The 12,732-nt window shown below is 55.1% G+C and carries 13 protein-coding genes; all 13 read left to right on the top strand.

Annotated elements, in window-relative coordinates; all coding sequences use genetic code 11:
• Positions 1-139: 139 nt before the first annotated feature.
• The 13 genes from J3U88_RS31030 to fliN all read left to right on the top strand — a co-directional run bounded on the left by J3U88_RS31030 (position 140) and on the right by fliN (position 12,187).
• Complete coding sequence (locus J3U88_RS31030) at positions 140-688, top strand: flagellar basal body-associated FliL family protein (RefSeq protein ID WP_207862910.1); 549 nt, start codon at positions 140-142, stop codon at positions 686-688.
• A gap of 39 nt (positions 689-727) precedes the next feature.
• Complete coding sequence (locus tag J3U88_RS31025) at positions 728-1,021, top strand: FliM/FliN family flagellar motor switch protein (RefSeq protein WP_207862909.1); 294 nt, start codon at positions 728-730, stop codon at positions 1,019-1,021.
• A 52-nt stretch (positions 1,022-1,073) separates the two neighbouring features.
• A complete protein-coding gene (gene fliO / locus J3U88_RS31020) occupies positions 1,074-1,679 on the top strand; it encodes a flagellar biosynthetic protein FliO (protein ID WP_207862908.1) in 606 nt (201 codons plus the stop codon).
• 38 nt (positions 1,680-1,717) lie between these two features.
• Positions 1,718-2,422, top strand: coding sequence for a flagellar type III secretion system pore protein FliP (gene fliP / locus J3U88_RS31015; protein ID WP_423842099.1), 705 nt, complete (start codon positions 1,718-1,720; stop codon positions 2,420-2,422).
• A gap of 16 nt (positions 2,423-2,438) precedes the next feature.
• On the top strand, positions 2,439-2,708 hold the full coding sequence (fliQ, locus tag J3U88_RS31010) for a flagellar biosynthesis protein FliQ (RefSeq protein ID WP_207862906.1): 270 nt from the start codon (positions 2,439-2,441) through the stop codon (positions 2,706-2,708).
• A gap of 21 nt (positions 2,709-2,729) precedes the next feature.
• The gene (fliR, locus tag J3U88_RS31005; RefSeq protein ID WP_207862905.1) at positions 2,730-3,518 is read left to right on the top strand and encodes a flagellar biosynthetic protein FliR; all 789 of its coding nucleotides are present in this window, start codon (positions 2,730-2,732) and stop codon (positions 3,516-3,518) included.
• Between the two features lie 9 nt (positions 3,519-3,527).
• Entirely contained in the window at positions 3,528-4,598 is a 1,071-nt protein-coding gene (locus tag J3U88_RS31000) for an EscU/YscU/HrcU family type III secretion system export apparatus switch protein (RefSeq protein WP_207862904.1), read from the top strand.
• Positions 4,595-6,724 (top strand): flagellar biosynthesis protein FlhA, encoded by a 2,130-nt coding sequence (gene flhA / locus J3U88_RS30995; RefSeq protein WP_207862903.1) that lies wholly within the window; start codon positions 4,595-4,597, stop codon positions 6,722-6,724. The genes J3U88_RS31000 and flhA overlap by 4 nt, the downstream gene beginning before the upstream one ends.
• Positions 6,721-8,226, top strand: coding sequence for a flagellar biosynthesis GTPase FlhF (gene flhF, locus J3U88_RS30990; protein ID WP_207862902.1), 1,506 nt, complete (start codon positions 6,721-6,723; stop codon positions 8,224-8,226). Before flhA ends, flhF begins: the two co-directional genes overlap by 4 nt.
• Positions 8,226-9,092 (top strand): MinD/ParA family protein, encoded by an 867-nt coding sequence (locus tag J3U88_RS30985; protein ID WP_207862901.1) that lies wholly within the window; start codon positions 8,226-8,228, stop codon positions 9,090-9,092. The genes flhF and J3U88_RS30985 overlap by 1 nt, the downstream gene beginning before the upstream one ends.
• 6 nt (positions 9,093-9,098) lie before the next feature.
• Positions 9,099-9,869 carry a FliA/WhiG family RNA polymerase sigma factor gene (locus tag J3U88_RS30980; RefSeq protein ID WP_207862900.1) on the top strand — a complete coding sequence of 257 codons (771 nt, stop codon included), beginning with the start codon at positions 9,099-9,101 and terminating at the stop codon, positions 9,867-9,869.
• 30 nt (positions 9,870-9,899) lie between these two features.
• Positions 9,900-10,934, top strand: a complete 1,035-nt coding sequence (gene fliM / locus J3U88_RS30975; RefSeq protein WP_207862899.1) for a flagellar motor switch protein FliM — start codon at positions 9,900-9,902, stop codon at positions 10,932-10,934.
• A 218-nt stretch (positions 10,935-11,152) separates the two neighbouring features.
• Positions 11,153-12,187 carry a flagellar motor switch protein FliN gene (fliN, locus tag J3U88_RS30970; protein ID WP_207862898.1) on the top strand — a complete coding sequence of 345 codons (1,035 nt, stop codon included), beginning with the start codon at positions 11,153-11,155 and terminating at the stop codon, positions 12,185-12,187.
• Positions 12,188-12,732: the final 545 nt, after the last annotated feature.

The following is a 12,732-nucleotide window of genomic DNA, read 5'->3' as shown; positions in this document are numbered from 1 at the left end:
ATTGTAGAAAACTGTGTTTGGCATGTAATTCATTGAATGTAAAAGTTTTAGAAAATAGGTCCGGTGGCTCGATTTTTGCATTTTCAAGCGATAAAATACTATGTGAACCCCACATCTTATCGCTTATCCGGGAGGAGCCATGGCCTGGGAAGAAGAAAGTATCGACACCGGCGCGGACTTTGAAGAAGTCGGCGGCAAACGCAACCCGATCAAGTTGATCGTGATCGCGCTGGTGGTGATCGGCGTTTTGGTCGGTGCCTACTTTGCCTACAACGCGGTGATGAATAAAGAAGATGCGCCCGCCGAGGGTGAAAACGCTGAAGGCACCGGTGAGCAAGTGGAAGAAGTGGTTGAGGAAGTCGTCCCCGAGGCCGGCCACAAGATCGCGCTTGAGAAATTTACCCTCAACCTCGCCGATAAAGGGAAACCCCACTTCTTGGTAACCACCATTGCCTTGGAGGTCACCAAAGTCGAGCTCAAAACCGCGGTGGAAGCCGACGACAAACTCTACAACACCAAAACCCGCGATACGATTTTGCGCATTCTCCGCACCAAAACCTTTAAGGAAGTCAGCGATCAGGCAACCATGAAGGAAGTGTCCAAGGAGATTCAGCACAAACTCAACCGCATCTATGGTGAAGACGGCAAGGTCATGAACGTTTATTTCACGGAATTCATGGTCCAGTAACCAACCCGCAACCCGCCACCCCCAAGGAAAGGATTGTCCATGGCCAGAAAAACCTCCGTTGCCCAGACCAAATTCGAAGACGTTATCGGCGATTTGATTTTTTTCAAAGAGTTGGTGGTCCCGCTTAGCATTGAGTTGGGACGTGCCACGGTTACCATTCGCGATTTGCTGGACTTTGAGGCCGGCTCAATTGTGGAACTCAAAAAATCGGCCGGTGAAACGCTGGATGTTTACGCGCATAACTACCTGATTATGAAAGCCGAGGTGACCGTCATCGAAGACAGCTTCGGTTTGCGCGTTACCGAAATCACCAACCCCTGGAAGCGCATATAATACGCGGTTCGCGGCCCTTTGGCCGACCCTCGCTGTAAAGGAACCAACCCTCATGACCCTGCAACCAACCCCATCCCATTCCGTCGGCGCCCTTTTGGGCCGTCTCCTGCTGTGCCTGCTGCTCTCGGGCGGCTTGCTCTTTGCCGCGCAACAGGAATCCACCGACGCCGCCACCCCGGACGAAACCACCCAAAGCGCCGAAACCCAACCCGCCGAAAACGACCCACCCGTCGCCGACCGCGACCCCGATCAGGGTTTTTTGATCAGCGGCGAACGGCCCGACGTCAAACCCCCGATTCCCGGCAACGAACACCTGGGCGGCGCCTTTCTCAAGATGTTGTTGGCGCTCGGCATTGTGATCGGCGCCATTTTCGCCTTCTCCTATTTCGCCAAACGGGTGCTGCCCAAACAGTTCGGGATTGCCGGCGGCGCGGGCAACATGCGCCTCGTGCAAAATCTGGCGCTGGGGCCGAACCGCTTTATTTCCTTGGTGGAAGTCGACGGCCGCCGTTTTTTGTTGGGCGTTACCGAAACCCAAATCAACCTGCTCAATGCATTGGATGAATACCCGTTCTCCCAGGAAATGGCTGAGGCGAGTGATTCCCAGGCTGTTCGCGAACCGCGTACGGTCAGAGAACTGATGGAGGAAGAGTCGTGAAAACGCTCTCCGGCTTGGTTGTGTTCCTCGCGACCGGCCTGCTGACCGCGCAAATTCAGGCCCCGACCAATACGCCGACGATTAGCATCAATCTCGGCAACAGCGCCGGTGAAGCCGCATCCAACAGCATTCAAATCTTTGTGCTGCTCACCATTCTGTCGCTGGTGCCCGCCATTTTTATGATGTTCACCAGCTTCGCGCGCCTGACCATCGTGCTCAGCTTCCTGCGCCAAGCGCTTGGGACCCAAAACGTTCCTTCCAACCAAGTCCTGGCGGGACTTGCCATGATCATGACCTTCTACATCATGGCGCCCACCTTTCGCGCCATTAAAACCGACGCCTACGATCCCATGAAACGCGGCGAGATTTCCCTGGAACAAGCCTGGGATCGCGGCGCCGAACCGCTGCGGCTGTTTATGCTCAAACACACGCGCGAGAAGGATTTGGCGCTGTTTATTCGCCTTAGCGGTCAGCCCAAGCCGGCCACCCGGCTGGAAGTCCCCATGGAAATTCTGACCCCGGCTTTTATGATCAGCGAACTGAAAACCGCCTTTGAAATTGGCTTCCTCATCTTTATTCCCTTCCTCATTGTCGATTTGGTCGTCGCCTCGATCCTGCTGGCGATGGGCATGATGATGCTGCCGCCCGTCATGATTTCCATGCCCTTTAAGATCCTGCTTTTTGTCATGGTGGACGGCTGGCACTTGCTCGTCGGTTCACTCGTGCAAAGTTTTAACGTCTAGCCGCCGGAGGTCTGTTTTGGAAGAAACCATTATCCTCGAACTGGCAGCCGCCGCCATTCGCACCGCCTTTTTGGTGGCCGCGCCGGCGCTTCTGCTGGGCCTGATTGTCGGGGTTGCCATCTCGTTGTTTCAGGCCGTGACCTCGATTCAGGATCCCACCCTGAGTTTTATTCCCAAAATTCTCGCCGTGATGCTGGTCATCCTGGTGGCTTTTCCCTGGATGATTTCCGTAATGCGCGATTTCACCCTCGAACTCTTTACCAATCTCAACTACTACGTGCGATGAAGGCGGTTAGTCAAAGTCCTTATGAACCCTTTGCTCGAAGTGCCAACGGCTTGGCTCAGTGATTTTGTGGTGGTTTCCGCCCGCGTCGGCGGCATCATGGCATTCGCGCCCGTTTTCGGGGCCGCGAATATCCCCGTTCGCCTCAAAGTTTTGCTGGCCGCGGCTTTGAGCTGGGTGTTCACCGGCTTCCTGCATCCGCTCAGCTACGAGGCCGCCCCCACCAGCGCCGGCCTGATCATACAGCTCGCCGCCGAAATCACCGTCGGCGCCGCCATCGGTTTTACCGCCGCCATCATTTTTGAAATCGTCATTTTCGGCGGTTACCTCATCGATTACTTCATTGGTTTTGGTTTTATCAACATTGTCGATCCCCAATCCGGCAGCAGTATTTCGATTTTTGCCTTTTTCTACAGTTATTTGGCGCTGATTGTGTTTCTGGTAACCGACGCCCATCACATCATTCTCGAGGTGATGATGCGCAGTTATGACTTGATCCCCGTGTTTGGGACCGAGCTGCATGCCGAGGGTTTGAACCGGATTTTGGATTTCACCGCCGGCATTTTTTATATTGGCTTCCAAATCGCGGCACCCATGTTTTTGATTATGTTCACCATTGATTTCTCGCTGGGGATGATCAGTAAAACCGTGCCCCAGCTCCAAGTTTTGGTGGTGGGTTTCCCGTTTAAGATTTCGGTGGGGTTGCTTTCCGTGGCCCTGGTTTTGCGGCCGACCTTTGAGTTTTTTATGGGTTTGTTAACCACTTATCGCGAGAACCTTTTCTGGCTGATTAAGTACTTCGGTGCGGGTTAGGAGGGGATCGTGTCAGCGGCGGACGAGGGAAGAACCGAGAAAGGCTCGGCGAAGAAACGGGAGAAGCAACGCGAGGAAGGCAATGTCCTTAAGTCGCAAGAGGTTAATACCGCGATGCAGTATTTGGCCGGCTTGGTCGCCTTGTCGTTTTTTGGGGGCGGGCTCGGTGTGGCCATGAGCGATGTGATGGCGTACGTGTTGACCGTGGCGCCTTACGGGAACCTTCAGGGTGAAATCAACAGCATTAGTTGGTTCTATTCCTTCGAATTCGTTGCCATGCTCACCCCGTTTTTTTCGGTGCTGATGATCGCCGCCCTCGCCAGCAACATAAGCCAGGTTGGCTTTATGATTTCGTGGACCCCGCTGAAACCCAAGCTGACCAAACTCAATGTGTTTGCCAACTTTAAACGCATTATGTTCAGTTCCAACAGTGTGATGGAATTGGTGAAGTCGATTGCCAAAATCGGGGTGCTCAGCTACCTCATCACCATCGCGGCCATGCCCCACCTCGCCGACTACCTCGGCATGCTGCAGTTGACGCCGATGTTGGTGGTGATGCGGGTGTGGGAGGTTGCCTACGCGATTTGGATCATGATCATCATTTTTATGGTGGTGATCGCGGTGGCCGATTATGCCTACCAGTGGTACAAACACGAAGATCAACTGAAGATGTCGAAGTCTGATGTGAAAGACGAGCAAAAGCAGGCGCTTGGCGATATGCAAGCCAAGGCCAAAATGCGCCAACTCGGGGTGCAGCGGTTGATGAACATCATGGCCGAGAACGCCGCCAACGCCGACGTGGTGATTACCAACCCGACCCACTTCGCGGTGGCGCTGGTTTACGATCAAGGCAACATGGTGGCGCCCAAGGTGGTCGCCAAGGGTGTCGACCATGTGGCCCTGCGCATTCGCAAGCGGGCCCGTTCCAAGAACATTCCCATTGTCGAGAACCGCGCCCTGGCCCGTGGTTTGTATTACGCGGCCGAGATCGGCCAAGACATTCCCGAGATTTTTTTCCGCCCCGTCGCCGAAATTTTGGCCTTCGTTTACAAATTGAATAAGAAGCGAGCGCACGCATGAAGGAACAACTACTCGCGTTTGCGCAACGCATAAGCCCGCACCAGCATTTAATCACGCCGTCGCTGATCATGATCATGCTGGTGATGTTCATGATCCCGGTGCCGACCATTGTGCTCGACATCATGATCGCCGCCAACTTCACCATCGGCCTTACCATTCTCATTACCGTGATGTACATGCCGAAACCCACCTCGTTTTCGGTGTTCCCCTCCATTCTTTTGATTACCACCTTGTTCCGGCTCAGTTTGAACGTTGCCTCCACGCGGGTGATTCTGTTGCGCGGCCATGAGGGCGAAGCCGCCGCCGGTACCGTGATTCGGGCTTTTGGCCAGTTTGTGGTCGGCGGTGAGTACTTGATCGGGATTCTGATTTTTGCCGTCTTAATTACCATCCAGATGATGGTCATTAACACCGGTTCCTCGCGGATCGCCGAGGTTACCGCGCGTTTCACCTTGGACGCCATGCCGGGCAAGCAAATGTCGATTGACGCCGACCTTAACTCGGGCATTATCACCGAGGAAGAGGCGCGGCAAAAACGCAAAGATTTACAGGAAGAAGCCGACTTCTACGGTTCCATGGACGGTGCGATTAAGTTCGTTGCCAAGGACGCCATGGCCGGTTTGATCATCACCGCCATTAATATTGTCGGCGGCTTGACCTTCGGTGTGGTTCGCCACGAGATGGACCTCGCTGAGGCGGCGACCACCTTTACCATCCTCACCATTGGCGACGGTTTGGTCAGTGCCTTGCCGTCGCTGTTTATTTCCATCGCGGCCGGTCTGTTGACCACGCGTGCCACCGCCAAGAAAACTTTGGGCGAAGATGTTTTGGATCAAGTCTTTTACGACAAAAAACCGCTGGCGTTCGTCGGCGGTTCGCTGTTTCTGTTCGGCATGGTGCCGGGCCTGCCGACGCTGGCGTTTTGGTCGCTGAGTGCGGCCTTGCTCGGTTTTGCCTACTACAAACACACCAGTCCCGAGGGTGTCGTGGTTCCGGCCGCCTTGGGGCCCGGCGGGGCGCCCGGCGGCGACAAAAAACCGGAGGCGATTCCCGGCGGCAAAGGCGGCCCGCCGGCGACGCCGCAACCTGAACCTGTTGAAAAACTGTTAAAAGTCGATATGATGGGTTTAGAAGTTGGCTATGGACTTATTTCCTTGGTAGATACGAAAAGGGGCGGTAATATTCTGGAGCGAATCAAGTCGATTCGTCGTCAGTTAGCCCTTGAATTGGGCGTTGTTGTGCCTCCTATTCGTATTCGTGACAACCTGCAACTGCGTCCCAACCAGTACTCGGTGCTGGTGAAAGGCGTTTCCGTTGCCACAGGAGAACTCATGTTGAACCATTTGCTGGCCATGAATCCGGGGACGGCCACCGCGGAGATCGACGGCGTGTTAACACGCGAGCCGGCTTTTGGTTTGGATGCTTATTGGATCCGCGAGGAACTGAAGGAAGAAGCGCAAAACGTGGGGTACACCGTGGTGGATTTGCAAACCGTGGTCACCACCCACTTGAGTGAAATTATCAAACGGCACGCGCCCGAACTGCTGGGTCGCCAGGAGACCCAGGCGCTGTTGGACAATTTGGCCGATACCTATCCCAAAATCGTCGAGGATTTGGTACCGACGATTCTGCCGTTGGGCACCGTGCAGCGCGTGCTGCAAAACCTTTTGGCCGAGCGGGTTTCGGTTCGCGACCTGCTCAGCGTGTTGGAGGCTTTGGCCGACGGCGGCATGGTCACCAAGGATCCTTACGCGTTAACCGAGTTGGTGCGGCAAGCGATCAGTCGCGGTATTGTGGCGCCGTACCTCAATGATCGCGGTGAGATCGCCGTGATTGCGCTCAACCCCGAGCTGGAGCGCAAGTTAACCGAGGCGATTCAGCAAACCGAATCGGGCAACTTCGTGGTGATCGCGCCCGAAAAAGCGCAGCAATTTGTCGATAATTTACAGCAATCCATCCAGAATTCGGCCTTTGCCATTCAGCCGATTGTGTTGGTGAATCCGGGGCTGCGCATGCCTTTGCGACGCTTGCTTGAACGCGTGTTACCGAACCTGTTGATCTTCAGTCAAAGTGAGGTCCCCGCGCATGTCAATATCATTACGATTGGTGTGGTGGGTGACATATGAAAATAAAGAAATTCGAAGCGCCCAGTATGAAAGAGGCGCTCGAAAAGATTAAAGAAGAGATGGGTCCCGACGCTTTTATTTTGGGCACCAAAAGTATTAAGAAAAAAGGCCCGCTGGGGTTTGGCGACCGCAATTTTTTACAAGTTACGGCCGCGGTGGACGTGTCGGACCCCAACAGCCTGGCCTCGGCCGCGGCGGCGGCGAATGCCGCGGCGCCCGCGCCCGGTGGGAACGCGCCGGGGGGCGGCAGGATTGACATCCGCCAAGGTTCCGAATCGGCGTTTGGCAAAGACAAAAGTCCCGCCTCGGAGAACAGCCCGCTCTCGGAAGGTCTCGCAGACGCGGCTTTTCCCAAAATTCCCACCTACACCGCCGGCGGTACCACCGTCTTGCCCGACGACCTTTCCCTCGGCGCCGATTCGCCGCCCGCCTCGCCTTTTAGCCAGGGTTTTGAAGCCATTTACGGCGACGCCTTGCGCAAGGCGAAAGCATCTGAATCCGGGCAGAAGTCCCGCGAGGGCAAGGACGGCCGTTCGTTGCGTGAGGAAGTGGCCGAGGTGCGCGAGATGTTGGCCGGCTTAAGCGAAAAAGAAACCGACCTGACACCGCTACACCGCGAGATGCAGGACCTCAAAGGTTTGCTTTATTCGGTCATCCGCAACCAATCGCCGATTGCCGGCCTCAAACTGTCGCCCGCGATGATTACCCAGTATCAGCGGATGAAGGACAGCGGTGTCGAGGACAACATCGCGGCCAAGTTAATCAAAATGGCCCATGACAAAATGAAACCGGATCATCGCGACAACAGCAAACGCATTCAAGCCTTTTTGCGCAGCTTATTCGCGGGACTCATCGATGTGGCCGATCCCAAGCTGGTCGATCCCGCCCGCCCGCGCGTGATGGCACTGGTGGGACCTACCGGCGTCGGCAAAACCACCACCCTTGCCAAGTTGGCGGCCTACGCCCACCTGCAAGCCGGTTCCGAGGTGGTGTTGATTACGCTGGACACCTACCGGATCGCCGCCGTTGAGCAGCTTAAGACCTACGCTAAAATAATGGAGATCCCGGTGCAGGTCGCCCTGAACAGCAGTGAGCTGCGGCATGCGATTCAGTTCCACCAGGACAAGGCGTTGATTCTGATCGACACCGCGGGCCATTCGCAGCGCGACGAAATCGGGATGGACAACCTGATGCAGTTCTTCGGCAATCAGGAGGACATCGAGGTGCATCTGGTGCTGAGCGCCACCACCAAAAGCGCCGATCTCAACGACATCGTGACCCGCTTCGCCCCGCTCCAGCCCGATTATTTGCTGTTCACCAAATTGGACGAAACCTCGCAATACGGCAGCTTGTTCACCCAAATGATCAAAGCTTCAAGGCCGGTCAGTTTTGTGACTACCGGCCAAAATGTCCCCGAAGATTTCGAATTTGCCGGCAAAGATCTGCTGGCCTCCTTGTTTTCCGGTTACACCCTCGCCCAAGCCAAAGGGAGCCAGAACTGATGGATCAAGCAGAAACCTTACGGCGCCTCGCCGCCCAGAAACCCAAAGTCGCCGAGCCCAAGGCCGACCAGGATATTCGCATTATCGCGGTGACCAGCGGTAAGGGCGGCGTGGGTAAAAGCAACGTGACCCTCAACACGGCCATCGCCTTGGCCAAGCGGGGGCATGCTACCTTGATTCTCGATGCCGATATGGGCACCGCCAACATTGATATTTTGCTGGGGATGGATCCCCGCTTGAATTTGGGCCATGTCATCGAAGGCAAGGCCTCGCTTTTTGAAATCCTGGTTAAAATCTCCGACAATCTGTATCTTCTGCCCGGTGCGTCCGGCATCATGGATCCCGGTTACCTGGGTATCCAAAACCTCGAGCAACTGCGCAAGGACATTGGGCAGTTGGAATCGATGTTCCAATATGTGTTTATCGACACCGCCGCCGGTGTTAACCAAATGGTGATCCAAGCGCTCAAGGGTTCCGACCGGGTGCTGCTGATTTGCAATGACGAGCCGACGTCCATCGTCGACGCATACGCCCTTGTCAAAGTCCTTTATAAGCAAGATCCCGAGGCTTTTATTCAGCTCGTTGTGAATGACGTCGCCGGAGAGGAGGAAGCTGAGGATGTTTATGGTAAGCTTAGAGCAGCTATCCAACATTTCTTAAAACGAGACCTGGATTACCTGAATCACATTGCGCATGACGACGTGATTGCGCGCGGCGTGATTCTCCAGAAACCTTTTATGTTCACAGCGGCAGAATCGCCGGCACGCGGCCATGTGGAGGCACTGGCCGAGAAACTCGAATCGACGTTGGCGGACAGAGGCGGCAAAGGCTTGTTGCAACTGTTTCAGCGGCTGATTCAGCCATAGGAGGGGATGAATATGCCACAGGCGGGGATGGAAGTAAAAACCATGGATCACGAAGCACGACAAGGTCAGATTGAAGATTATATTCCTCTAGTGAAGTACTTGGCCCATCGCATTTCCATGAAGCTGCCCAACCATGTCGAGATTGACGACTTGGTGAACTCGGGCATTATCGGCTTGATTGATGCGATTGAGAAATTTGACCCGAGTCGCGGGATCAAGTTCAAGACCTATGCTGAGTTCCGTATTCGCGGCGCGATTTTCGACGGTTTGCGTAGTTTGGATTGGGTGCCTCGATCCGTGCGCAAGCAAAAGAAAATGGTCGAGCAATCCTATGCGCAGTTGGAGCAGCAGTTGGGGCGCCACGCCACCGACGAGGAGTTGTCCAAGGAGCTGGGTGTCGGGCTCGACGAGTTCTACAAAATTCTCGACAATCTCAAAGGCGTCTCTTTAGGTAAGTTCGTAGAATTAAACAACAACGATAGCCAGGCTAATGGTGAGGGTGACTCGGTTATTGCGTTTATTCCCGACCGTTCCACCGATGATCCGTACCACAAGTTCCAGAAACACGAATTGACCGAAATCCTTTCGGAAGCGATTCGCAAGTTGCCGGACAAAGAGCGTTACGTGGTGTCGTTGTACTATTTCGACGAACTGACCATGAAGGAGATCGGTACCGTTCTGAACATTACCGAATCGCGGGTGTCGCAGTTGCACACCAAGTCGATGATTCGTTTGCGCGACGCCCTCAAGAGTTACGTCGAAAACAAGGGACGTTAAGCCGCCTAACCTGTTTTCGGAGTCCGCCTTATGGCCAAAATTTTAACCCAAGAAGAAGTTGATGCGCTGTTGAACTCGGTGCAGTCCGGCGGCGATGCGGCCATGGACGACGATCCCGGGGATGCGCCCAGTGCCGGGATGGCGACGGGCATCATTGAGCGTGAGAAACCCAAGCAGAAACAGTACAAAAAGGTCATGGTCTACAACTTCAAGAGGCCGGACCGCGTGTCAAAAGAGCAGATGCGATCCCTGCACTTTTTACACGACCGCTTTGCGCGTAACTTTTCCTCCTCCTTAAGCGCCTACCTGCGGACCATTTCCGAAATCAACCTGGTGAGTGTTGAACAGTTGACCTATTCGGAATTTCTGTTGTCCTTGCCGGATCCCACCTGTTTCTCCTCGATTGCCATGAAACCTTTGGAGGGGAACGCCGCGCTGGAGATCAACCCCTCGTTGGTTTTCCCGATTATCGACAAAATGTTGGGGGGTCCGGGCGAGCCGTTGACGGAAATTCGCGCCATGACCGCGATTGAGCAGAACATTTTCGAGGCGATTCTCCGCCTGATTTTGGAAGACCTCAAAGAAGTTTGGAAACAGATTGTCAACTTAGACATGCGCATTCACGCCCAAGAAACCTCGCCCCAGTTGGTCCAGGTCGTTGCGCCCAACGAAGTTGTTGTGTTGATTGTCTTTGAGGTGAAGTTCCAGGAAGTGGTCGGCATGATGAACTTCTGTATTCCCTCGATCATTTTGGAGCCGATTGCCAAAGAGTTCGACCAAGAGTGGTACACGGGTTATAAGAAAAGTGAGACCTTTGAAGAAGCCAAGATGTTGTCGGAGTTAATGAAGCGGGTGTACTTCGACGTCGGCGCCGAGATTCGCGGTTCGACCATTACCGTGCAGGATTTTCTCAGTTTGGAGCGGGGCGATATTATCGAGTTGACCAGCCGCCCCGAGGACCCCCTGATGTTGAGTGTCAACCATGTGCCCAAGTACCAGGGTCAGGTTTTGATCAACAACGAGGTGCGCGCCTTTCAGGTTCACGAAAAAATTGAACCGCTTTGATTGGGTTTTTGCGTGCAGACCGTGGGAACCAAATGGTTGTTTTTCGGCGGTCTTTGGCCTAAGCTGGCGGAAGGATTCCCGTTTTTCGCTTAACGTCTTGCAGGTTAATGTTTTCCCGACACTTCCTGCCGCGGCGGATTAAATGGAAGGCGGATTGTGCCGATAAGTGTGTTAGCGCCGTGCATGGGTGCGCGGGCCTCTTTGTTGGGAAGCGTTGCATGACCGATTTGAATACCAATCAGGTGGAAACCCTAGGCATTGTCAGTGAAGTCATTGCCGACGCCGCGTTTACCGTCCTGAGCATGTTGTTGGGTCGCGAGATTGACCTGATCCCGTTGCGCTCTGCTTTTGTCGGCATGGGTGAAATTCAGGATCACAATTGGGATACGATTATTGTCGCCAAGGCCAGTTTTACCAAGGGCTTGGAAGGCACCATTTACTTTATCGTCAACATTGAAGATGCGACGCGCATTATCGATTTGATGTTGGGTGGCGAGGGTGAAAACGCCGCCGAGTTGGACGAAGACAGTTCCGACGCTTTAAGTGAAACCATTAACCAGATTATGGGCGCCAGTTGCCAGACCTTGACGGAAAAAACCGGCGACAGTATTTCCATCGGCCAAGTTGAGATCGTGACCGGGAGCGATTCCGGTATAGTCAGCGAGCAGGTTGAGGCCGATGAGTTTCCCGGTATTGAGTTCGACATTGAGCTCGAGGGTTTGATTAACTCCAAAATGTACGTTGGTCTGAACAAGACCTTGCTGGATTCGATTGACGCCGGCCTGCACAAGAAGCCGGAAGAGCCGCCCGCGCCGCCGCCGCCCGCCGCCGCCCCACCCCCCGCCGGGGCCGCCGCCCCACCCCCGGGTGCCGCCGCGCCGCCACCGGCGGCAGCCGCGCCCCCGCCGCCGGGTGCCGCACCGGCCGCCGCCCCACCGCCGCATGCGGCGTACCAATACCAGCCGCCGCCGGGGCCGGCGATACCCGACCTGGGCGGCAACATCGATTTGTTGATGGACATCGAGTTGCCGGTCATCATTCGCATCGGGCGCACGGAGCTGCTGCTCCAGGATATTCTCAAGCTCACCCCTGGCTCCATTATTGAATTGAACAAAGCGATGGACGACCCCATCGACATGTTGGTGAACAACAAGTTGGTCGCGCGGGGTGAGGTGGTCGTGGTTGACGGTAACTTCGCGTTCAGGATTACCGAGATCGTTTCGCCCCAGGCGCGGATCCGCAGCCTGGGATAGGTTGATGACGCCGTGTCCCGTCGCGGATGAAGCCGTCGCTTCGAAGGCCTTTGCGTGCAACATTGCGCCGAACCTGTTATTTCTCAGGATAAGAGCAGGATGGGCGATTGGTGTGGGGTGTTTGTCCCGCTTGGGTGCGCCTCGGGTGAAGCGCGGTTGCCCTCCGGCTTTGCCAAGGCCATGGCGGACAGGGGATGGGTGCGGTGCAATCGAAGCGACGGCTTCATCCGCGGCTGGAAAAGGGAAGAAGAGGGTCGCAACGCCGATCCGCAATATCCCTGGCGGAAACCATGCTACATGGGCGGCAACGTTGATCCGCATCCAAGGCGGGAAGGGGAAAAAGTGGGTTGCAACCCCGATCCGCATCCATTACAGCGAACTAGCCCGCATCTCTCAAAAGGAATTCTGCTACGGGGCAACCCATGCGATTACAAGGGGGCGGCCTTCCGCCTTACTCGGTCGAGCCGCCTTCGCCGTAGCATTGCTACGCCGAATGGTCGGACCCCTGTGCCGTCTCTCGGTCGTAATCTTCGTACTCACAAGGC

The organism is Acanthopleuribacter pedis (genome assembly GCF_017377855.1).
Taxonomy (GTDB): Bacteria; Acidobacteriota; Holophagae; order Acanthopleuribacterales; family Acanthopleuribacteraceae; genus Acanthopleuribacter; species Acanthopleuribacter pedis.
Note: the sequence above shows the minus strand (reverse complement) of the source record. Positions and strands in the feature narration are given on the sequence as shown.

Excerpts from the sequence above, each read along its gene's own strand:
- J3U88_RS31030 (WP_207862910.1), top strand. The coding sequence starts at position 140 with ATGGCCTGGGAAGAAGAAAGTATCGACACCGGCGCGGACTTTGAAGAA.
- J3U88_RS31025 (WP_207862909.1), top strand. The coding sequence starts at position 728 with ATGGCCAGAAAAACCTCCGTTGCCCAGACCAAATTCGAAGACGTTATC.
- fliO (WP_207862908.1), top strand. The coding sequence starts at position 1,074 with ATGACCCTGCAACCAACCCCATCCCATTCCGTCGGCGCCCTTTTGGGC.
- fliR (WP_207862905.1), top strand. The coding sequence starts at position 2,730 with ATGAACCCTTTGCTCGAAGTGCCAACGGCTTGGCTCAGTGATTTTGTG.
- flhA (WP_207862903.1), top strand. The coding sequence starts at position 4,595 with ATGAAGGAACAACTACTCGCGTTTGCGCAACGCATAAGCCCGCACCAG.
- flhF (WP_207862902.1), top strand. The coding sequence starts at position 6,721 with ATGAAAATAAAGAAATTCGAAGCGCCCAGTATGAAAGAGGCGCTCGAA.
- J3U88_RS30985 (WP_207862901.1), top strand. The coding sequence starts at position 8,226 with ATGGATCAAGCAGAAACCTTACGGCGCCTCGCCGCCCAGAAACCCAAA.
- J3U88_RS30980 (WP_207862900.1), top strand. The coding sequence starts at position 9,099 with ATGAATATGCCACAGGCGGGGATGGAAGTAAAAACCATGGATCACGAA.
- fliM (WP_207862899.1), top strand. The coding sequence starts at position 9,900 with ATGGCCAAAATTTTAACCCAAGAAGAAGTTGATGCGCTGTTGAACTCG.
- fliN (WP_207862898.1), top strand. The coding sequence starts at position 11,153 with ATGACCGATTTGAATACCAATCAGGTGGAAACCCTAGGCATTGTCAGT.